The organism is Plantactinospora mayteni (assembly GCF_016862935.1).
In the GTDB taxonomy this organism is placed as follows: domain Bacteria; phylum Actinomycetota; class Actinomycetes; order Mycobacteriales; family Micromonosporaceae; genus Plantactinospora; species Plantactinospora mayteni.
In genome coordinates this window covers 42,790-63,845 of sequence record NZ_BONX01000020.1, presented here as the reverse complement: position 1 = coordinate 63,845, position 21,056 = coordinate 42,790, and the positions used below count along the sequence as shown (strand labels likewise).

Below are 21,056 nucleotides of genomic sequence, written 5' to 3'. Positions count from 1 at the left end.
TCATGAACACTATCGACGCCGGTACGGCAGCCGCCATTTGCGGTCTGACCTCACGAAATGCGGCGGCGCCTTTGCGGCACGTGGCCGAGGAGGGTGTATGACGTGAACGCAGCCGCCTTGTTGATCATGCATTTGTGAGGACTGAGGTCACGCCTGTCAACTCTTCGCGGGTTGGAAACCATCCGCGATGATCTTGAAGGTGGCGAGTTCCCGGTCCCAGTCGGCGGCCTCGGTGTCCCAACGGATCGCGTACGCCTTCTTGCTGCTGGTGACGAAGCCCCGGTTGCGGACGTGCATCCGCACCCCGCCCTCATCGTGCAGCCACTCCCAGTCGGCGGCCTTCAGCCAGTAGTCGACGGCCTGGATCGTCACCAGTTGGTAGTTCCGGTAGTTGCCCCGACGGTCGCGCTCCTGCTCCCGCCAGTCCGCGACGGGATCGGGGCGAGGCTGGTTCGTCTGGTCGATCATCAGGAACCGCCGGCTGTTGGGATCGTTGAACCTCACCCGCGGGCCGTCCCGGCGAACCGTCCAACCGTTCGGCACCGGCACGGAGAACCCGGTCGAGTCCCGGTGCAGCCGCCAGCCCGCCGGTAGCTGCGGAGCAGCCTGCCCCGTCGGCGTCACCGCTGGCTGGGTCGGCTGGGCCGAAGTCGGGGCCGGGGTGGGCGTCGGCGGCGCGCTGGCGGTGGGGCCGGGCGGCGTACCGGCGGGTTGGCTCGTCGGCGCGGAACCGGAGGTCGGGTCCTTGTCCTGGTCGCCCGACCCACTGTTACGGGCCAGTGGCACGACCACGGCGAGGGCGAGCAGGAGCAGTATGACCAGCCCGCCGAGCAGCCACATCCGGCGGTTGCCGGCCGCCACGGAGGCCAGCGGCCCACGCCGGTCGCCCTCTCCAGCGTCGTACCCGTCGTCGCCGCCGGCCGGGATCGCTGCCCGACCCGCCGGCTGTGCTGCCGGCGACTGCGTCGGGGTGGCCTCCGCCTTCGGCTGGACCGCGGTGGGCGCCGGATCCGACTTCGCCTCGGCCCCGTCGGCCGACCCGCCCGGCACGACGACGACCGTCGGCTCGGCAGGCGGCCGGACGCTGTCCGAGCTGGCCGGTTCCTCCGGCGTCGCCGGTGCGGGTGACTCCGCCGCCGGCTCCTTCTCGACCGGCGGTGCGGGCAGCTTGGTCGTCTCGGCAGCCGGTGGAGCGCTCGGCAACTTCGTGGTCTCGGCGGCGGGTGGGGCGGCCGGCAACTTCGTGGTCTCGGCGGCCGGCGGGGCGGGCGGCAACTTGGTCGTCTCGGCGGCCGGCGGGACCGCCGGGCCGGCGGCCGGTGCGGTTGGCGGGGCGGCGGGGGCCGGTCGGGGCGCCGGCAACGGCACGATCCGGGTACGCGGCTCGCCCGGTTCGCGCGGGCCGTTCGGCCCTGGTCGGCGTACCCCATCCAGTAGTGACATCCCGGGATTCCTGCGCCGGCCTGCCGCGCGACGGAGCAACCGCTCCGCCACCTCGGCGTTGACCCGACTCGTCGGGTCCTTGCGCAACAGTCCGGTGAGCACGGCCTTGAGCGGGCCGGCCCGGCGCGACACCGGTGGTGGTTCGGTGGCCAGCGCCGCCAACGTCGCGATCGCGGACGGCCGGGCGAACGGTGACTGCCCCTCGACGGCGGCGTAGAGCGTCGCGCCCAGCGACCAGAGGTCGCCCTCCGGCCCGGCCGTGCCGTCCCGGGCCCGCTCCGGCGCGATGTACGCGGGCGACCCCAGCACCAGCCCGGTACGGGTCACGTTCGGGTCCCCCGGCACGGTGGCGAGCCCGAAGTCGGTCAGCACCACCCGGCCGTCGTCGCCGAGCAGCACGTTGCCGGGCTTCACGTCCCGGTGCATCACCCCGGCCCGGTGCGCGGACTTCAACGCGCCGAGCACCCCCAGCCCGATCTCGGCGGCCCGGGTCGGCGACACCGGCCCGTCGCTGGCCAGGACGTCCTGCAACGACCGCGACGGGACGTACTCCATGACGATCCACGGGTCACCGTCGGTACGCAGCACGTCGAAGACCCGTACCACGTTGGCGTTGTTGAGCCGGGCGATCGCCCGTGCCTCGCGGAGCGAGCGCTCGCGCATCTCCCGGCGCTCGTCCTCGGTCAGCCCGGGTGGCGGGACCAATTCCTTGATCGCGACGTCCCGGTGCAGCACCTCGTCCCGCGCCTTCCAGACCCGACCCATCCCGCCCTGGCCGAGTGGCTCGACAAGTCGGTACCGGTCAGCGATGAGTTGTGGAGGCGCACTAGACACCCGTGGACGGTACCCAACGGCAACAAGAGTCACACCCTCGGCACGCCTATCTGAGACGCCCGCCAATTGACGAGGACGTACCCTCAATGCCATGGCTGACGAAGAACCGCTGCTCCGGGTGGTCCGGGTGGTCCGAGGTACCCCCACACCGGAGGAACTGGCCGCCCTGGTCGGGGCGATCTTTCTTCGTCACCGACCGGCCACATCGGCCCGAGCCGCCGCCGTGTCAACCTGGGCACGGAGGAGTCGTCCCGGTACGGTGTCCCCGTCCGGCATGCCGGCCCACGTTGGCCGTGACGCCTGGCGGGTCTCCGGGCTTCCCCACTGACCTGCTCCGGACTGACCTGCTCCGGGCCACCCGACGGGGCTGCCCACACCGGCCTGTACCCACTAACCTTGGTATGGGGCAGTACGTAGCACCTGGGGAGAAGACGTGATACCTGAGGAAGACCGCGGCCCGGCGTGGCTGCGCGACTACGGCGGTGCCATAGAAGCTGACATCCAGCGGATGGAAGAGTTCGCCCAGCAGCTCCTCGCCGAGGTCCAGAAGAACTACGTACCACACATGGAAGAAGTCCAGTCGGACATGCTTCCCAACCTGCCGTCGCCGCACGATGGCTTCGCCGAGTTGGTGTCCTTCTTCGAGGCGCACCGGAACGTCCAGCAGGACACCTCCACACGTGTCTGGGATGTCGGCGATGGCACGGGTGGCCTCGCCACCGCCGCCGAGACGGTCAGCAGGAACTACGGCCAGGCCGACGCGTTCTCGCGCGCCCGGGTCAGCGACGTCGAGACCGCGCTCGACGAAACTGGTGCAGCGGCGGCGCCGCCACCCGGGTCGCAGAACGCGACAGCGCCGCAGGGCGGCACAGAGAACACGGGGAGCCCCAATGCTTGATGATGGAGGCGGGTCGAGCGGCCAGATCTCCGGCACGACCAACTGGACGGCCCAGAACGTCCGGCAGATGTGGGAGTTGTTGGCCAACCAACAGACGGACACGCACTGGCAGCACGTCAGCGGTTGGCGGAAGACTTCCGAGCTCAGCTCGCTGCATCTGTGGCGGTTGAAGCAGTACCGCGAGAACCTGATCGAGGCGTGGCCGCCGGAGAGGAGCGAAGCCTCGAAGGCGTACGTCGCACGGCTCGACTACCTCGTCGAAACGGTGCAGGGCGTCTACGACACGGCCGCTGCGAACCAGCAGACCCTCACGGGCGTGACGCAGGCGATCTGGGAGTCGCGTAGGGACCTTGAGGAGATCCACCGGCAGTACCTTGCCAAAGAGCAGGCCAAGCAGCAGTACGACGCGGCGGTCACGGCAAACAACGGCCGGCCGCCTGCCGGCCAGCAGCCGACGACCCAATCCGACCTGGAAGACCTGAACTGGCGCGCCCGCAGCATCATGTACGGGCTCAGCAGCGAACTCGCCACCGGGCAGGTACAACTCAGGAAGCCTCCGGTGTACAAGACTCCGGGCGGTTCGAGAGATGAGACTGGTAGCGAAAACGGGTCGGGCAGTAGTGGGGTGATGGGCGGTTCAAGTGCACCGGTCCTCCCGCCCGTTGTGCCGATGCCTTCGGGCGGAGGCACGAGCTACACTCCACCTCCGACTCCTCCCATCCAGACCGTCGTCCCCACGACTCCGCCGCCAAACATCGGTCCCATCCTCGGCGGCACTGGGCCGATTGCGCCCCCGGCCGTACCACCGACGCCTCCAAGCGTCATTCCACCTCCGCCGCCAAACATCGGACCGGGCCTGCCGCCGCATCCAATTCCCCCGACACTGCCGCCCGGGGCCAAGCCGCCAGGGCTGCCACCTGGGGCAAAGCCACCAGGGCTACCTTCTGGCTATCCAACGACGTCGACATTGCCGCCAGGAATGAACAAGTCAGCACCCGGCCCGAATTCTGGCTTGGGTCCACGGGCAATGCCTCCAGGCGGAATGATCGGCGGAACTCCGGGAGCAGGTCTGTCGCAGCCTGCTTCCGGGACTGGGGCAGCTCGACGCATCAATCCAGTTGGCGGCGTCATCGGTGGTAATGGCGGGGGCGCGACGGGCCTCGGCGGCGCTGGACAACGAGGCGCCTCAGGACTGACTCGCACCTCCATTGGCAGCGGTCAGTTCGGAGTCGGCTCGGGCGCACGTCCTAGTACCCAAAGCAGGGACGAGGAGGCGGCTAGGCAATGGGATCCCGATAACCCGTGGGAGACCGACGAGGGAGTTGCGCCGGTCATGTTGCCCAGCCGCGATAACGGCAGGATCGACCCCGGCCCAGCGATCGGCTATAAGCGGTGATTCTTCGCACGACCCGCGCGGCCGTGGCACTCCTTTGTGCCACGGCCGTCGCCGTTTTACCTGCCACGGCAGCCCAGGCCGATCAGGCGCGGAACAACCAATGGCATCTTAGGTACTTGAAAGTCACCGAAGCACACAAGATCAGCCAGGGCGAAGGGGTCACTGTTGCCGTCATCGACACCGGCGTCGACCCGCATCCTGACCTTCGCAACAATCTCCTAACGGGCACTGTCACCGAAGGCGACGGTTCGGGTGACGGTCGCCAGGATACCGATCCCGGAGGACATGGAACCGGGATGGCTGGCCTGATAGCCGCCCACGGTCGCGGGAGCAACGGCGCCCTGGGAATCGCCCCCAAAGCCAAAATCATTCCAATTCGGAACGGGAATAGAAGTCACGACACTGACGATACAGCCAAGGCGATCGAATGGGCAGTATCGAAACGAGTTGATGTAATTAGCCTGTCTTCAGGAGGAGGATCTACATCTCGCCTGAACGCAGCATTAAGAGCAGCACTCGAGGCAGATATCGTCATTGTCGCAGCAGCAGGAAACCGACCGGAGGACTTTTTAATACAATTTCCCGCCGCAGCAGCGGGAGTCGTAGCAGTTGGCGCGACCGACCAAAAGGGAGCGCATGCCGCCATTTCTGTGACAGGCACGAGACTTTCCCTCAGCGCACCTGGCGTCGACATCTCGAGCACGTCCGTCAACGGGCGCTACCGAACCGGCACCGGCACCTCCCCCTCAACTGCGATCGTTGCTGGGGCGGCTGCGCTCGTACGGAGTAAGTTTCCGGATCTGTCGGCGGAGGAAGTCGTACATCGGCTCACGGCTACCGCTGACGACAAGGGGACGCCCGGTCGGGACGAGGAGTACGGGTACGGGGTAGTAAACCTGGTCAAGGCGCTGACGGCGGACGTACCTCCACTGGAGGGGGGCGCCAACCCGAGCGCAAGCGCCGCGCCCAGCCCCACTCAGACCCAGCCCGCCGACAACGCAGCTCCGGAGCCGGAGAACAAGTCGAACGTCGGCTCGACGATCCTGATCGGTGTCCTAGTGGCTCTCGTCGTACTCGGCCTGTTGGTGACCCTTCTGGTGGTACTCCTGGTCCGGCGGCGACAGCGGCCCCGCCGCCTCTGAATAGAACCCGCGCGAACACCCGGCCCGATCGCAGGTAGCGGTCCGCGGGGCGGGTAGCGTTGGCCGTCGTGCAGACGACACATCGGCTACGCCTGGTGCTCGCCTCGGCGAGTCCGGCTCGACGCAAGCTCCTGCAAGCCGCTGGCATCGAGCCGGACGTACTGGTCAGCGGGGTCGACGAGTCGCAGGTGGACCCCTCGACCCCGGAAGCGCTGAGCCTCACACTGGCCCAACTGAAGGCACGGACGGTAGCCGAGCGTTTCGGCGCGGACCTGAACAGCAGCAGCGCCGGCAACGGCGCCGGCAGCGGGATCGGATCCCCGCTCCGTACGCTCGTACTCGGCTGCGACTCGGTGCTCGCCTTCGACGGGGAGATCCTCGGCAAGCCGGCCGACCCGGACGAGGCGACCCGCCGCTGGCAGGCGATGCGGGGCAAGAGTGGCGTGCTGCACACCGGGCACTGCCTGATCGACCTGTCGAGCGGGCGCGAGGTGGCCCGGGTCGCCGCCACCGCCGTCTACTTCGCGGAGATCACCGACGACGAGATCGCCGCGTACGTCGCGACGGGTGAGCCGTTGCAGGTGGCGGGCGCGTTCACCATCGACGGGCTGGGTGGCCCGTTCGTCGACCGGCTGGACGGCGATCCCGGTACGGTGATCGGGCTCTCCCTGCCGCTGTTCCGCACCCTGCTCGGCGAACTCGACCTGCGGATCACCGACCTCTGGGCCGACCCGACGACGCCGTCCGGCATCACTCCCGAGACCGCGGCGACAGCGGCGGCCGACCCACACTGACGAGAACCGCTACCGCCCGCCGCCAACCTGGCATAGCGTCGAGCAGTGCCGACGAAGTCGATCCCGCTCACCGAAGACCTGCACGCGTACGTCCTGGCGCACGGCTCCCCGCCGGACGCCCTGGCCCGGGAGCTGATCGACGAGACGGTCGCCCTGCTGCCGGCCGACGCCGAGATGCAGATCGCCCCGGAGCAGGCCGGGCTACTCACCTTCCTGACCCGGCTGGTGAACGCCCGGCAGGCGGTCGAGGTCGGCACGTTCACCGGGCTCTCCTCGTTGGCGATCGCCCGTGGCCTACCCGCCGACGGCCGGTTGACCTGCTTCGACATCTCGGAGGAGTACACGGCGGTCGCCCGCCGTTACTGGGCGCGGGCCGGGGTCGAGGACCGGATCGAGCTGCGGATCGGCCCGGCCGCCGAAACCCTGCGGAGCCTGCCGGTGGAGCCACACCTCGACTTCGCCTTCGTCGACGCCGACAAGCCGGGCTATCCGAGCTACTGGGCCGAGTTGGTGCCGAGGATGCGTACCGGTGGGTTGATCGTGGTGGACAACGTGCTGCGGGGCGGCCGGATCCTGGCCCCGCAGACCGTGGCCGACCGGGCGATCGCCGAGTTCAACGAGGCGGTACTCGATGACGAGCGGGTCGAACTGGTGATGTTGCCGATCGCCGACGGTCTCACCCTGGCCCGCCGCCGCTGATCGTCACCAGCACCGTCACCAGTACCGTCCGGGCAGCCGGGTGGAGCCGGCCCGCAAGCCGGCTCCACCCGTACCCGATGGGGAGCTAGCGGACGCTGCGGGCGAACTCGCGCGCGGCCCAGACCACGGCGAGCGCCGTGATCACCGCCATCACCGACAGTCCCTGCCAGACGGCGTCGTTGCCGAGGTCGCCGGCGAAGAGTGCCCGCGCACCGTCGACCGCCCAGGAGAACGGGTTCCAGTCGGCGATCCCCTGCAACCAGCCGGGCGCGAAGTTCAGCGGCAGCAGGATGCCGGAGAGCAGCAGGACCGGTTGGGCGATCGTGTTCATCAGCGGCGCCAGCGCGTCCTCGCTCTTCACCACCAGCGCGATCCCGTAGGACAGTGCCGAGGTCATCAGCGCGATCAGGGCCAGCATCAGGTATGCGAGCAGCAGGTCTCCGATGAAGACCGAGAGCCCGAAGGCCAGCGCCAGCACGGTGATGATGATCGCCTGGGCGATCAGGGACACCACGTCCCGCAGCGAGCGGCCGAGCAGCAGGGCGAGTCGGCTGACCGGGGTGACCCGGGACCGTTCGATCACCCCGGCCCGCAGCTCGGCGATCAGACCGAAGCCCTGGAAGAGCCCGCCGAAGATGGCGAGCAGCACCAGCAGGCCGGGTACGAAGATCCGGTACGCCTCGGCGTTGCTCGACGCCTGTAGCGCGGGCTTGAGCAGCGGGGCGAAGAGCAGCAGGTACATCACCGGCTGGAAGATGCCGACGAAGAGCCAGACGGGCTGGCGGACCAGCAGCAGGAACTGCCGCTGGAAGATCAACCATGTGTCGCGGGCGAATTTCATTCCACGTCTCCTGTTGGGGGTGCGGCGAGCGCGTAAGACTCGCGCGGCGAGCGGTCAGGACTCGCGCAGCGAGCGGCCGGTCTTGGTGAGGAACACGTCGTCGAGGCTGGGCCGGTGCAGCTCGATCGAGCTGAGCGCGATGCCGGCGCCGTCGAGCGCGCGGAGGATCTGGGGCATGTCCCGGGCCCCGTCGTTGACATAGAGCCGGAGCGCACCCTCGTCGGAGGTCTCCAGTTTGGTGACGTACGACTCGGTCTCCAGCACCTTGCCGGCGTCCTCGGCCGACCCCTCGATGGCGACCAGCACCACGTCGCCGGAGATCTCCCGCTTCAACTCCGCCGGAGTCCCCTCGGCGACCACCTCGCCGTGGTCCATGATGGCGATCCGGTCGCAGAGCGCGTCCGCCTCGTCGAGGTAGTGCGTGGTGATGAAGACGGTCATGCCCTCGGCGCGCAGCCGGCGGATCTCGTCCCACATGTGCGCCCGGCTCTGCGGGTCGAGGCCGGTGGTCGGCTCGTCCAGGAAGACGATCTTCGGCTCGTGGATGATGCCGAGCGCGATGTCGACCCGGCGCCGCTGACCGCCGGAGTACGTCTTGCACTTGCGGTCGGCGTACTCGGTGAGCTGGAACGCGTCCAGGGCGCGTACTGCCCGCCGCTGCGCCTCGGCCTTGCCGAGGCCGTACATCCGGGCGTGCAGTACCAGCTCCTCGCGGGCGGTGGACTCGTCCCAGGTGCTGCCGCCCTGGGCCACGTAACCGATCCGCCGCCGCACCTCAGCCGGATTGGTCCGCAGGTCGACGCCGGCGATGTTGGCCTCGCCACCGTCCGGTTCGATGAGTGTGGCGAGCATCCGCAGCGTGGTGGTCTTGCCCGCGCCGTTCGGGCCGAGGAAGCCGAAGATCTCCCCCTCGGCCACCACGAGGTCGACCCCGCGGACCGCGTCGACCGACTTCTTCTCTCTGCCCTGTCGGGAGCGGAACGACTTCCGCAACCCCTTCGTCTCGATCATGCCTGCTCCTGGTCAGCCGGACCGGCATCCCCGCCGGTCCCATCCCCCGGGGCACGCCAGAAGGCGCCCACCGCAACGCTTCCGGAAGGCTAACGCGATATAGCGCATCTAGTCAACGTTGATTATTACGCGTTGCTCGACGGCCATCCGCCGTGCACCGGTGGCTGCCCGGCGGCAGGCTCGGAGCCGGCCAACGGGTCGGCGTCGACGGACGGGGTGGTGTCGACGGGTGGCGACGGTGACCTGGCTGGGGCGGATCTCGCCGACGAATGTCCGCCGTACCAGGTGGCCTCGGCGGCCAACTCCCCGAACCGGGCCCATTCGACGTTCTCGGCGTACTCCTCCGGCAGGTACGACACCCCGGCGTCGATCAGGTCGGCGATCCGCTCGCACCAGCCGATCTCCCCCTCCGCCCGGGCGATCGACAACTGCCACATCCAGGCGACATGTACCGGCTTGCCCTCCTTCATCCAGCCGGACTCCACCGCCGCCCGCAGGCTGTCGTTGACCGCCCGCAGCAGTCGGGCCCGATTACGCAGCGCCGCCGACGCCTCGTCCCGGGGCAGCGCGGGCAGGAAGGAGAAGGCCGCGAAGAACGGGTCGACGACCTCGCCGAGGCTCCACCAGTTGCCCCTGAGCAGGCCCTGGAACTCGTCCTCACCCTTCGGCGTGATCCCGTACGTGACCCGGGCCGGACGGGATCCGACCTGCTCGGTGGCCACCTCCCGTAACAACCCCTCCTCGGTCAGCTTGCGCAGCGCGTGGTAGATCGAACCGGGCTGGACGTTCGCCCACTTGTCCGCACTCCAGCTCAGCAGCTCGCGACGTACGTCATAGCCGTGCACCGGTTGCATCCACCGGACCAGGCCGAGAATCATCATTCGGGTAGCCGACACACCCAGAAGAGTAATAGCCAAAATTGACTAGTGACCAACGCCCTCCGGTGGCAGGGCCGAGCAGTCGGGGTGACCGGTCCGCAGCCGGACCTGTGACCGGGAGCGACACCGCCGACGGCAGCGACCCGGAGGCGGGCCCCGAGCCGAGCCGCAGGCAAACGTTTGACAATGTCCCCTGGCAACGTCCCTGGCAGCCACCTTGGCGACCGGCGACGGTGGGGAGCGAATCGAGGAGGAGCAGCCGCGTGCGAAAGGTACTGATCGCCAACCGGGGCGAGATCGCGGTCCGGGTCGTCCGCGCCTGCCGGGACGCCGGACTGGCCAGCGTCGCCGTCTACGCCGACTCCGACCGGGACGCGCCGCACGCCACCCTCGCCGACGAGGCGTACGCGCTGGGTGGCGAGACCGCCACCGAGACGTACCTGCGGATCGACAAGCTGCTCGACGTGGCCGCCCGGTCGGGCGCTGACGCCGTACACCCGGGTTACGGGTTTCTCTCCGAGAACGCGGACTTCGCGGCGGCGGTGATCGACGCCGGCCTGACCTGGATCGGGCCGACGCCGCAGGCGATCCGCGACCTCGGTGACAAGGTCACCGCCCGGCATCTCGCGCAGCGGGCCGGCGCTCCCCTGGTGCCCGGCACCTCCGAGCCGGTGAGCGGGCCGGACGAGGTGCTTGCCTTCGCGGCCGAACACGGCCTGCCGGTGGCGATCAAGGCGGCGTTCGGCGGCGGGGGCCGGGGGCTCAAGGTGGCCCGGACGATGGCGGAGATCCCGGCGCTCTTCGAGTCGGCCACCCGGGAGGCGCTGGCCGCGTTCGGCCGGGGCGAGTGCTTCGTCGAGCGCTACCTGGACCGGCCCCGGCACGTCGAGGCGCAGGTCCTCGCCGACCAGCACGGCAACGTCGTGGTGGTCGGCACCCGGGACTGCTCGCTGCAACGCCGGCACCAGAAGCTCGTCGAGGAGGCGCCGGCCCCGTTCCTGACCGACGAGCAGCGGTCGGCGATCCACGCCAGCGCGAAGGCGATCTGCCGGGAGGCCGACTACCACGGTGCCGGCACGGTGGAATACCTGGTCGGCGCGGACGGCACCGTCTCCTTCCTGGAGGTGAACACACGGCTCCAGGTGGAGCACCCGGTGACCGAGGAGACCGCCGGCATCGACCTGGTCCGGGAGCAGTTCCGGATCGCGTCCGGCGAGAAGCTCCGGTTCGACACCGATCCCGTCCCACGCGGGCACTCGATCGAGTTCCGGATCAACGGGGAGGACCCGGGCCGGAACTTCCTGCCGGCACCGGGCACGGTGACCGCGCTGCGACTCCCCACCGGACCCGGCGTACGGGTGGACGCCGGCATCGCCGCCGGGGACGTGGTCGGCGGCAACTTCGACTCGCTGCTCGCAAAGGTGATCGTGACCGGGGAGACCCGTACCGAGGCGCTGGAACGCGCCCGTCGGGCCCTCGACGAGATGGTGGTGGACGGGATGGCCACCGCGCTGCCGTTCCACCGGCTCGTCGTCCGGGACCCGGCGTTCACCTCGGCGCCGTTCGCCGTGCACACCAGGTGGATCGAGACCGAGTTCGACAACACCGTACCGGCGTTCACCGGCGCCGCAGCGGCCGACGAGCCGGTCGGCGCCCGGGAGACCGTCGTGGTCGAGGTGGCCGGCAAGCGGCTGGAGGTGAGCCTCCCCGCCGGCTTCGGCGCGGGTACGGCCCCGGCCGCCGGCCCGGGTACCTCCGGTGCCGCCGCCCGGCGTCCGGCCCGTCGCACCAGCGGATCCGGTACGGCGGGCGGGGCCGCCGTAGGTGGAGACGCGCTGACCGCCCCGATGCAGGGCACCATCGTCAAGATCGCGGTTGCCGACGGCGACACGGTTGCCGAGGGCGACCTGATCGTCGTCATCGAGGCGATGAAGATGGAGCAGCCGCTGCACGCGCACAAGGCCGGTGTGGTGGGCCAACTGGCCGCCGAGGTCGGCGGAGTCCTCACCGCCGGCGCCGTCATCTGCGTCATCAACTGACCGACGTCTGCCTCATCACGTGACGGACGTCCAGGCGACCGGAGGTCGGTGAGCGGCGGGACTGTCGGGCCGGGTGGATCGTCCTCCGGCATGATGGCCAGGTGCGGTTCATCACCGGTGGGAAGCCCAGCCAGGACCTGACCTACAACGACGTCTTCCTGGCCCCGGTCCGGTCGGCCGTGGAGTCCCGGCTCGACGTCGACCTGGCCAGCAGCGACGGGACCGGCACCACGATCCCGATCGTGGTCTCCAACATGACGGCGGTGGCGGGCCGGCGGATGGCCGAGACGGTGGCCCGGCGCGGAGGGCTCACCGTACTGCCGCAGGACATCCCGATCGAGGTGGTCGCCGAGGTGATCGGCTGGGTCAAGCAGCGGCATCTGGTGCACGACACCGCGATCAGGCTCGGCCCGACCGACACCGTCGGAGACGCCATCCACCTGCTGCCGAAGCGCTCGCACGGCGCGGTGATCGTGGTCGACCCGGACGGCCGGCCGGTCGGCGTGGTGACCGAGGCCGACACGGTCGGGGTGGATCGGTTCGCGCAGTTGCGGCATGTGATGTCCACCGAACTGCACACCGTACCCGCCGAGGCCGATCCCCGGACCGGGTTCGACCGGCTGTCCCGGGGGCGCCGCCGGCTCGCCCCGGTGGTCGACGTCGAGGGCCGGCTGGTCGGGATACTGACCCGCCGGGGTGCGCTGCGGGCCACGCTGTACCGGCCGGCGCTGGACGGCAAGGGCCGGCTGCGGATCGCCGCCGCGATCGGCATCAACGGCGACGTCGCCGGCAAGGCCGCCGCGCTCTTCGAGGCCGGGGTGGACACCCTGGTGGTGGACACCGCGCACGGCCACCAGGAGCGGATGCTCCGGGCCCTGCGGGCGGTACGCCGCCTCGATCCGCCGGTACCGGTGGCCGCCGGCAACGTGGTCACCGCGGCCGGGGTACGGGATCTGGTCGAGGCGGGTGCGGACATCGTCAAGGTCGGGGTGGGGCCGGGGGCGATGTGCACCACCCGGATGATGACCGGGGTGGGCCGGCCGCAGTTCTCCGCGGTACTCGACTGTGCGGGCGCCGCCCGCGAGTTGGGCCGGCACGTCTGGGCCGACGGCGGGGTACGTCACCCGCGCGACGTCGCCCTGGCCCTGGCCGCCGGGGCGTCGAACGTGATGATCGGCACCTGGTTCGCCGGCACCTACGAGTCACCCGGTGACCTCTACACCGATGCCGACGGCCGGCGCTACAAGGAGAGCTTCGGCATGGCCTCGGCGCGGGCGGTCAGTGCGCGTACCGCCGAGGACAGCCCGTACGACCAGGCCCGGAAGGCGGTCTTCGAGGAGGGCATCTCCAGCGCGCGGATGTACCTCGACCCGGACCGGCCCGGCGTGGAGGACCTGATCGACGAGATCGTCGCCGGGGTACGCAGCGCGTGCACGTACGCGGGTGCGGCCGATCTCGCCGAGTTCCACGCCAACGCGGTGGTCGGGGTGCAGAGCGCCGCCGGCTACACCGAGGGGATGCCGCTGCCCACCAACTGGTGAGGTGACGGCAAACGCCACCACGTCATGTGAGGTGGCGGAACCCCCGGCGGCGGCTCAACCGGGTGACGCGAAGAGTCGACCGATCACCAGCCTGGCGGCGGCCTCCGGGTCGTCGCCGACCTGGTCGGGCCGGAGCGCCCCGCCGAGCCACAGGGTGGCGAAGCCGTGCACGATCGACCAGGCGGCCAGCTCGGTCCGGGCCGCCTCCGGGCCGACCGGTGCGGCCGGCAGTCCGGCCACTCCGGCCCGGAGTGCCGCCCGGGCCCGCTGCTGGGCGGCGGCGAGCCCGGCGTCGTCGCGGTGGAAGAGTTCCGGCCGGAACATCACCTCGAAGTGCGCCCGGTGCCGTACCGCGAACGTGACGTAGCCGACGCCGAGTTCGAGCAGGCTGCCGCCGGACTCCTGGCGGACCCGGGCCAGCGTGTCGGCGAGCGTCTCGAAGCCCTCGGTGGCGAACGCGGTGAGCAGCCCGGCCTTGTCGCCGAAGTGGTGTGCCGGGGCGGCGTGCGAGACGCCGGCCCGACGGGCCAGGTCGCGCAGGCTGAGCCCGGCCGGGCCGGACTCCTCGATCGCCGTCGCGGCGGCGGACAGCAACGCCCGCCGCAGGTCTCCGTGATGGTACGGCCGACCGGCGGCACTCTCCTCGCTCATGGCGATCAGCATATCTTGCCATCGACAAGATACCTGCCTGCCTGACGGACCTGACCGACCTCACCAACCCGACCGACATGACCGACCTGACCGGCTCAGGGCAGGAGTTCCGCCGAACGGTCGGCCACCACCCCGGCGATCAGGCCCAACGCGTCCCCCGCCGCCATCGGGTCGACCCCCCGGCCGTCCCGCAGCCGCAGCGCCACCTGCCCGGCCGCCACCTCCCGGGCGCCCAGCACCGCCGCGTACGGGACCCGGCGCTGGGCAGCGTCCCGGATCCGGGCACCGAGTGATCCGTCGACGACCAACTCCGCCCGCAGCCCGGCGAGTACGCAGTCCCGGCGGAACGCCTCCGCCGCCGCCACCTGCGCCGGCCCGACCGGGAGTACCCGTACCTGGACCGGGGCGTACCAGGCCGGGAAGGCTCCGGCGTGCACCTCGATCAGGTACGCGAAGAGCCGCTCCATGCTGCCGACCAGGCTCCGGTGCACCATCACCGGCCGCGCCCGCCGTCCCCGGCCGTCGGTGTAGGAGAGGTCGAACCGGGCCGGTTTGTCGAAGTCGAGCTGGATGGTGGCGAGGGTCGACTCCCGACCGGCCGCGTCCCGGACCTGGATGTCGATCTTCGGCCCGTAGAACGCCGCCTCCCCGGGTGCCTCGACGTACGGCAGGCCGCCCAGTGCCGCCCGGAGCAGCTCCTCGGCGCGCTGCCACTCCTCGTCGTCGCCGACGTACTTCTCGCCCGGTCCGCGCAGCGACAGCCGGAACCCCGCCGGGCGTACCCCGAGCGCGGCATGCGCCGCCCGGGTCAACTCCAGCACCTCGGCGACCTCGGCGCCGACCTGCTCGGGTGCGCAGAAGTTGTGCGCGTCGTTGAGCGAGATCGCCCGTACCCGGCTGAGCCCGCCGAGCACCCCGGACCGCTCCGGCCGGTACATCCCGCCCAGCTCGGCGATGCGCAGCGGCAGTTCCCGGTAGGACCGGCCCCGGGCCCGGTAGACCAGGGCGTGGTGCGGGCAGAGCGCCGGCCGGAGTACGAACTCGTCGTCGGCGGAGAGCCGCAGCACCGGGAACATGTCGTCGGCGAAGTAGCCGAGGTGCCCGGAGAGTTCGAACAGTTCGCGCTTGCCCAGCGGGGGCGAGTAGACGTGCTGGTAGCCGGCCCGGCGCTCCAGCTCGCGGACGTACTCCTCGACGGCGTGCCGGGCGGCGGCGCCGGCCGGCAGCCAGACCGGCAGGCCGGCCCCGGAGAGCGGGTCGGCGTGGAACAGCTCGAGTTCGCGCCCGAGCCTGCGGTGGTCGTGCATGTCAGCTCCCAGATCCGGTACGGCCCTGCGGCGGCTCCGCCCCGGGGACCGCGCCGATCTGGTACGCACGACGAAGCCCCGGAGCGGATCGCCCCGGGGCCAGTCGACGAGTTGGTCTGCGTCAGCGCGGCACGCCGGGGTGTCCCGGCGTCGTCGTCTTCCTCATCGCGCTGCACATGCCGGCCACCGTACTGCCGCCGGCCACCCGAGCGCACGCGGTTTCCACCCGGCCACGATCTGCTCGCCCGGCTCGGCCTCAGCGCAGTCGGGTGATGGTCACCTCGACGCCCTGCCCGGTGTTGGCCGGGCCCGCGTAGACGCCCTTGAGCGGCGGTACGTCGCCGTACTCCCGGCCCCGGCCGACCACCACGTGCCGCTCGCCGACCGGTATCCCGTTGGTGGGGTCGAAGGCCGTCCACCGGCCGACCCACCACTCCACCCAGGCGTGGCTCTGCCCGACCACGCTGTCCCCGATCGTGGCGTCGGGTGCCGGGTGCAGGTAGCCGGAGACGTACCGGGCCGGGATGCCGATGGTGCGCAGCAGCCCCACCACCAGGTGGCTGATGTCCTGGCAGACCCCCTTGCGCTGCCGCCAGGCATGTACGGCGTCGGTCTGCACGCCGGTGGTGCCGGAGGCGTACGCGACCTCGTCCCTGACCTGCTCGCAGAGCGCCAAGGCGGCGGCGTGCGGGGTCGGCCGGGCGGCCCGGACGGACTCGGCCAGCCCGGTCAGTTCCTCGTCCAGCGCGGTACGCGGGGTGGGCAGCAACAGTTCGTACCAGCGGTCCGCGCACTCCGGCCCGCGCAGGTCGGCCCAGCCCACCCCGTCGGTCGCCGTCAACTGGTCACCCGGGCCCAGCGTCTCCACCGTGGAGATGGCGGTGACCCGCAGCGTGTCGTGTGCGCTGTGCACGTCGAAGGCGGTCACCACGGTCCCCCAGTAGTCCTCGTACCGGTAGGTCCGGGCCGACGGCCACACCTCCACCCGCGCCTCCAGCACCGCCTGGCGGGCCTCGTTGCGCGGCGACATCCGCGCCTCGTTGTACGACGAGGCGACCGCGCCGGCATAGCTGAAGCCGGTCTGGTGCCGGATCTTCAACCGCCAACTGCCGACCGTCATCGCGTTCCCTCCCCGGCCCGCCGCACTGTTCCGTCGGTCCGCCCAAGCCCGAGCCCGAGCCCGATCACGCCACCGAGCCCGACCCCGATCACGCCACCGCCTCCGGCAGCCAGGCCACCGCCGAGGTCTGCCGGAAGTAGCGCCGGGAGACCGCGTCGTTCACCTGCGAGCAGGTGCGTTCCAGTCCGGCCAGCACCACGGCGAGGTCGCCGATCAGCTCGTCGGCGGCCCGGAACTCCAGGCCGGTCCGGGCCCGGCCGATGATCCGCTGCGCGTCGGTGGAGACCCCGGTCCGGCCGGGCTGCCCGGGACCGCCGGAGGGTTCCAGCTCGCGCAGGCACGCCTCGGCCCGGGAGAGCGCGGCGAAGACGGAGCGGGGAAAGAGCCGGTCGAGCAGCAGGAACTCGGCCGCGTACCGGTCGTCGAGCGAGCCACGATAGGTGCGCAGGAACGTCTCCCAGGCGCCGCAGGAGCGCAGCAGGGTCAGCCAGGACGGGATGCTGCCACCGGCCCGTACGTGCGTGGAGAGCAGTCGGGCGGTCATGTCGACCCGTTCGACGCTGCGGCCGAGTACCAGGAAGAGCCAGCCCTCGTCCCGGCTCATGGTGGCGTCGGTCAGCCCGGCCATCACCGCACAGCGCTCCCGGACCCACCGGAAGAACGCGTGTACGCCCTGCTGCTCGGCCCGGCGCCGGACCGCCGGCAGGCCATGCCAGGTCGAGTTGAGGCACTCCCACATGTCCGCCGAGATGGTCTCCCGGGCGCCTCGGGCGTTCTCCCGGGCGGCGGCCAGGGCACCGACCACGGAACTCGGGTTCTCCTCGTCGAGGCCGAGCACCCCGACCACCCGGTTGGCGGTGACCGGCTGCTCCAGCGGCCCGACCCCCATCACGGTGAGCAGGGAGCGGCAGGCGGTCGCCTCGTCCACCCACGGGTCGGCGACCATCCGGTGCAGGTGTACGTCGAGGATCCGGGCGGTGTCCTCGGCCCGCTCGACGTACCGGCCGATCCAGTAGAGCGACTCGGCGATCCGGCTCAGCACCGCGACCGCCCCGCTCCGGCCGCGGCCTCCCGGGCGGACTGCTGCTGTTGCTGCTGCTGCACGCTGACCAGTCCGGCGTCCGGTCCCGGGTCCGGACTACGCGGCACCGGCACGGTCGACGACACCGACGCGGCCGGGTCGGCCGGGTCGACTCCCGGGGTATCGATGCCGGAGGTGAGGTCCACCGGGCTGAGCCCGGACGGTGGCTCGGCGAGTATCCAGGTGTCCTTCGACCCGCCGCCCTGGCTGGAGTTGACCACCAGGGCGCCCTCCGGCAGCGCCACCCGGGTCAGCCCGCCCGGCAGCACCGTGACCCGCTGCCCGTCGTTGACCGCGAACGGCCGCAGGTCGACGTGCCGGGCCCGCAGCCGGTTGCCGACCAGGGTCGGCACCATGGAGAGCGCCACCTCGCGCTGGGCGATCCAGCCCCGTGGGTCGACGCTGATCCGGCGCCGCAGCTCGGCCAACTCCTCGTCGGTCGCCTGTGAGCCGATCACGATGCCCGCCCCGCCGGAGCCGTCGACCGGCTTCAGCACGAGTTCGTCGAGCCGGTCGAGGACGTGGTCGCGCACGTCCGGGTCCTCCAGCCGGTACGTCTCCACATTGGACAGGATCGGCTGCTCGGCCAGGTAGTAGCGGATCAGCTCGGGGACGTACGAGTAGAGCAGCTTGTCGTCCGCGACCCCGTTGCCGACCGCGTTGGCGATGGTGACCCGGCCGGCCCGGGCCGCGTTCAGCAGCCCGGCCACCCCGAGCACCGAGTCGGCCCGGAAGTGCACCGGGTCGAGGAACTCGTCGTCGATCCGCCGGTAGATGACGTCGACCCGCTGCTCACCGGCGGTGGTCCGCATGGCGACCTCGTTACCCACGCAGACGAGATCCCGACCCTCGACCAGCTCGACCCCCATCTCGCGGGCCAGCAGGGCGTGCTCGAAGTAGGCCGAGTTGTGCACGCCGGGGGTCAACACCACCACCGTGGGGTCGGTGATCCCGACCGGCGCCGCCGCGCGCAGGGCCCGCAACAACTGCCCCGGGTACGACTCCACCGGCTGGATCCGGGTCGCGGCGAAGACCTCCGGCAGTACGTGCGCCATCGCCCGGCGGTTCTCCATCACGTAGCTGACCCCGGACGGGACCCGGACGTTGTCCTCCAGCACCCGGAAGTCGCCCCGCTCGTCGCGGACCAGGTCGACTCCGGCGACGTGGATGCGTACCCCGTTGTGCGGGACGATCCCGGCGGCCTCGCGGTGGAAGTGCGCGCTGGTCACCACGACCCGACGCGGTACCACCCCATCGGCCAGCACCTGGCCGGCGCCGTAGATGTCGGCGAGGAACGCCTCCAGTGCCCGTACCCGCTGGGCGACTCCGGCCTCGACCACCCGCCACTCGCCGGCCGCGATGATCCGGGGCACGATGTCCAGCGGGAACGGCCGCTCGACGCCTTTGAGGGCGAAGGTGATCCCCTGGTCGAGGAAGGCCCGGGCGAGCACGTCGGCCCGGACCCGGAGTTCGACGCTGGACAGCGGTTGCAGGGTGGCGTGCAGCGCCTCGTACACGTCCCGTGGCATCCCGGGCGCGCCGAACATCTCGTCCCAGCCGGGGCCGAGGCGGTAGTCCTCGAACAAGTCCGCCATGACCTGACGTTACGCCGATCTCGTTGCGCCCGCGTAACACGGCGACACGACATGATCACCAGATCCCGACCGGACTCCAGGCCAACGGGGCCACCCGGACGCGGTACGGATAAGGTTGATCTCAGATCTGTCGATGCCATCACCGGTCGGTGGGCGTCGGCCCGCCCGGGTCGGGGTGCTGCCGGTCGGCGTTCCGGCCGAGGGCGACCAGTCGGAGCGTCTGCTCCCGCCGGCGCAACCCGACGAAGCCGAGGGCGAGCGCCACCAGCGGTACGAGGGCCAGCAGCACCCACTGGACCGGCGCCAGATAGACCGGATGTCCCATGTGCTGGTTGGAGTACTCCCAGCCGGCCAGCCCCAGCCGGACGGTGAGCAGTACGGCGGCGACCGGCGCCAGCAGCACCAGCAGGCGCCGCCGGACCGTCGCCGGAACACCCCAGACCGCGACGGCGACCACCAGCACGCCGACCGGCAGCAGGAGCGAAACCGCCCACTGGGCAACGGGATCGATCGGCCCGGGATAGCCCAGACGGTCGAGCAGTGCGGTGGTGGCCAGCATCAGCGCGGCGGTGCCACCGATCGTCAGCAGCCGGATCCGGCCGAGCACCGCCAGGGCCGCCCGGCGCGGCGCCGGCACGGTCAGCGCAGAGCACGCCGAGCAGTGTCTGGGCCGCCCCCTGGAGTACCGTCACCGGCTCTGTCTGGTAGCGGGCCGGAAGTGCGACGACTTCCAGCAGTACGGCCGGCCAGGCGAGGAATGGGGCCAGCCGGCGCGGGCCGATCGCCGCCGCCAGTACGGTCAGCGTCCAGAGCCCGGCCCGGATCCACAGTGCCCGGTCGGGATACCAGAGCGGAAGCTCCGGTGCCGGCCAGACCGACGCCCAGGCCACCTGCCGGAGCAGCGGGAGCACGTGCAGGCAGCAGAGCAGGATCGCCATCAGCAGGCCGGCGGTGGCCGCCGCTTCGGACCAACTCCGGTCGACCACGGCCCGGGCGGCGTACCCGAACCGGGTCCGGACGGCGGCCAGGGCGAGGTTCGCCGCGTCCGCCGGCGCCGGCCAGCGCTGACCGGGACGGGAGTCGGCGAGCAGCACCCCGAGCAGTTCCTCCTCGTACGTCCGGCGGTGTTCCCACGGATACCAGGCCAGCAGTCGCCGGTAGCGGCGCTCCAGGTCGGCGTGGTGTCGCGACTCCTCGCCGGTCATGCCGCGCCTCCCTCGGGGAGGACGACGCCACTGTTGCGCAGCCGCGCCGAGGCGGCCGTCGCGTTCCGGCGCAGTCGGACCACCTCGTCGGCGAGTCGCTGGGCACCGAGACCGGTGATCCGGTAGTAGCGCCGCAGCCGCGACTGCACGATCTCCTCCCGGTCCACCTCGACCAACCCCTCGGCGCGGAGCCGGTCGAGCACCGCGTAGAGGGTGCCGGCGCGCAGGTTCACCCGGCCTTCGGAGATCCCGCGTACGTCTTCGAGCACGCCGTAGCCGTGCTGCGGCTGCTCGGCGAGCGCGGTGAGGATGAGGAACGTCGGTTCCCGGAGCGCCTCTGTCATGACGAGAGCATATACCGATTACAGGTATATGACTGCCCCGAGCGTCCGACAGGTTCAATGCCGTGGTTCACCGATGCGGAAGGGCTCGCCTCATTAAGAGGGCCGCCGGCGCGGGACCCGCCGGCGGCCCGGTGGCGAACCGCTTCGACCACCGGGAACGGGGGACCCGACGGGATACGGTTCGCGCGCCGACAACGGTACGCCGACAGTCCGCGTACCACCGCCCCGCGTAGCTAT

The 21,056-nt window shown here is 71.0% G+C and carries 19 protein-coding genes; 8 read left to right on the top strand and 11 right to left on the bottom strand.

Going from position 1 to position 21,056, the window contains the following annotated elements:
* Window positions 1-156: 156 nt before the first annotated feature.
* A complete protein-coding gene (locus tag Pma05_RS15900; protein WP_203858192.1) occupies window positions 157-2,277 on the bottom strand; it encodes a serine/threonine-protein kinase in 2,121 nt (706 codons plus the stop codon).
* 91 nt (window positions 2,278-2,368) lie between these two features.
* Between Pma05_RS15900 and Pma05_RS15895 the strand changes: the two genes are divergently transcribed.
* The 6 genes from Pma05_RS15895 to Pma05_RS15870 all read left to right on the top strand — a co-directional run bounded on the left by Pma05_RS15895 (window position 2,369) and on the right by Pma05_RS15870 (window position 7,206).
* Complete coding sequence (locus Pma05_RS15895) at window positions 2,369-2,605, top strand: acyl-CoA carboxylase subunit epsilon (protein WP_203858191.1); 237 nt, start codon at window positions 2,369-2,371, stop codon at window positions 2,603-2,605.
* A gap of 105 nt (window positions 2,606-2,710) precedes the next feature.
* Window positions 2,711-3,175, top strand: a complete 465-nt coding sequence (locus Pma05_RS15890; RefSeq protein ID WP_203858190.1) for a hypothetical protein — start codon at window positions 2,711-2,713, stop codon at window positions 3,173-3,175.
* On the top strand, window positions 3,168-4,571 hold the full coding sequence (locus Pma05_RS43470; protein ID WP_203858189.1) for a hypothetical protein: 1,404 nt from the start codon (window positions 3,168-3,170) through the stop codon (window positions 4,569-4,571). Before Pma05_RS15890 ends, Pma05_RS43470 begins: the two co-directional genes overlap by 8 nt.
* 116 nt (window positions 4,572-4,687) lie before the next feature.
* The gene (gene mycP / locus Pma05_RS15880; RefSeq protein WP_372441484.1) at window positions 4,688-5,713 is read left to right on the top strand and encodes a type VII secretion-associated serine protease mycosin; all 1,026 of its coding nucleotides are present in this window, start codon (window positions 4,688-4,690) and stop codon (window positions 5,711-5,713) included.
* 68 nt (window positions 5,714-5,781) lie between these two features.
* Window positions 5,782-6,507, top strand: a complete 726-nt coding sequence (locus Pma05_RS15875; protein WP_203858188.1) for a Maf family protein — start codon at window positions 5,782-5,784, stop codon at window positions 6,505-6,507.
* A gap of 45 nt (window positions 6,508-6,552) precedes the next feature.
* On the top strand, window positions 6,553-7,206 hold the full coding sequence (locus tag Pma05_RS15870) for an O-methyltransferase (protein ID WP_203858187.1): 654 nt from the start codon (window positions 6,553-6,555) through the stop codon (window positions 7,204-7,206).
* An 85-nt stretch (window positions 7,207-7,291) separates the two neighbouring features.
* Here the strand turns inward: Pma05_RS15870 and Pma05_RS15865 are convergent, their stop codons facing one another.
* The 3 genes from Pma05_RS15865 to Pma05_RS15855 all read right to left on the bottom strand — a co-directional run bounded on the left by Pma05_RS15865 (window position 7,292) and on the right by Pma05_RS15855 (window position 9,954).
* The gene (locus Pma05_RS15865; RefSeq protein ID WP_203858186.1) at window positions 7,292-8,047 is read right to left on the bottom strand and encodes an ABC transporter permease; all 756 of its coding nucleotides are present in this window, start codon (window positions 8,045-8,047) and stop codon (window positions 7,292-7,294) included.
* 54 nt (window positions 8,048-8,101) lie between these two features.
* On the bottom strand, window positions 8,102-9,058 hold the full coding sequence (locus Pma05_RS15860) for an ATP-binding cassette domain-containing protein (protein WP_203858185.1): 957 nt from the start codon (window positions 9,056-9,058) through the stop codon (window positions 8,102-8,104).
* Window positions 9,059-9,183: 125 nt separating this feature from the next.
* A complete protein-coding gene (locus tag Pma05_RS15855) occupies window positions 9,184-9,954 on the bottom strand; it encodes a PadR family transcriptional regulator (RefSeq protein ID WP_239312446.1) in 771 nt (256 codons plus the stop codon).
* Window positions 9,955-10,199: 245 nt separating this feature from the next.
* Between Pma05_RS15855 and Pma05_RS15850 the strand changes: the two genes are divergently transcribed.
* Together Pma05_RS15850 and Pma05_RS15845 are read left to right on the top strand one after the other, a co-directional pair.
* On the top strand, window positions 10,200-11,975 hold the full coding sequence (locus Pma05_RS15850; RefSeq protein WP_203858184.1) for an acetyl/propionyl/methylcrotonyl-CoA carboxylase subunit alpha: 1,776 nt from the start codon (window positions 10,200-10,202) through the stop codon (window positions 11,973-11,975).
* A gap of 101 nt (window positions 11,976-12,076) precedes the next feature.
* A complete protein-coding gene (locus tag Pma05_RS15845; RefSeq protein WP_203858183.1) occupies window positions 12,077-13,516 on the top strand; it encodes a GuaB1 family IMP dehydrogenase-related protein in 1,440 nt (479 codons plus the stop codon).
* Between the two features lie 54 nt (window positions 13,517-13,570).
* On the opposite strand, the gene Pma05_RS15840 is transcribed toward Pma05_RS15845, so the two are convergent.
* The 7 genes from Pma05_RS15840 to Pma05_RS15810 all read right to left on the bottom strand — a co-directional run bounded on the left by Pma05_RS15840 (window position 13,571) and on the right by Pma05_RS15810 (window position 20,819).
* A complete protein-coding gene (locus tag Pma05_RS15840; protein ID WP_203858182.1) occupies window positions 13,571-14,167 on the bottom strand; it encodes a TetR/AcrR family transcriptional regulator in 597 nt (198 codons plus the stop codon).
* 95 nt (window positions 14,168-14,262) lie between these two features.
* Entirely contained in the window at window positions 14,263-15,474 is a 1,212-nt protein-coding gene (gene thrS / locus Pma05_RS15835) for a threonine--tRNA ligase (RefSeq protein WP_203858181.1), read from the bottom strand.
* 256 nt (window positions 15,475-15,730) lie between these two features.
* Window positions 15,731-16,594: a transglutaminase family protein gene (locus Pma05_RS15830; RefSeq protein WP_203858180.1), complete on the bottom strand. Its 864-nt coding sequence runs from the start codon at window positions 16,592-16,594 to the stop codon at window positions 15,731-15,733.
* Window positions 16,595-16,682: 88 nt separating this feature from the next.
* Window positions 16,683-17,636, bottom strand: coding sequence for an alpha-E domain-containing protein (locus Pma05_RS15825; RefSeq protein ID WP_203858179.1), 954 nt, complete (start codon window positions 17,634-17,636; stop codon window positions 16,683-16,685).
* Complete coding sequence (locus Pma05_RS15820; RefSeq protein ID WP_203858178.1) at window positions 17,630-19,270, bottom strand: circularly permuted type 2 ATP-grasp protein; 1,641 nt, start codon at window positions 19,268-19,270, stop codon at window positions 17,630-17,632. The genes Pma05_RS15825 and Pma05_RS15820 overlap by 7 nt, the downstream gene beginning before the upstream one ends.
* A 139-nt stretch (window positions 19,271-19,409) precedes the next feature.
* The gene (locus Pma05_RS15815) at window positions 19,410-19,907 is read right to left on the bottom strand and encodes a hypothetical protein (protein ID WP_203858177.1); all 498 of its coding nucleotides are present in this window, start codon (window positions 19,905-19,907) and stop codon (window positions 19,410-19,412) included.
* Window positions 19,908-20,471: 564 nt separating this feature from the next.
* A complete protein-coding gene (locus Pma05_RS15810; RefSeq protein ID WP_203858176.1) occupies window positions 20,472-20,819 on the bottom strand; it encodes a PadR family transcriptional regulator in 348 nt (115 codons plus the stop codon).
* Window positions 20,820-21,056: the final 237 nt, after the last annotated feature.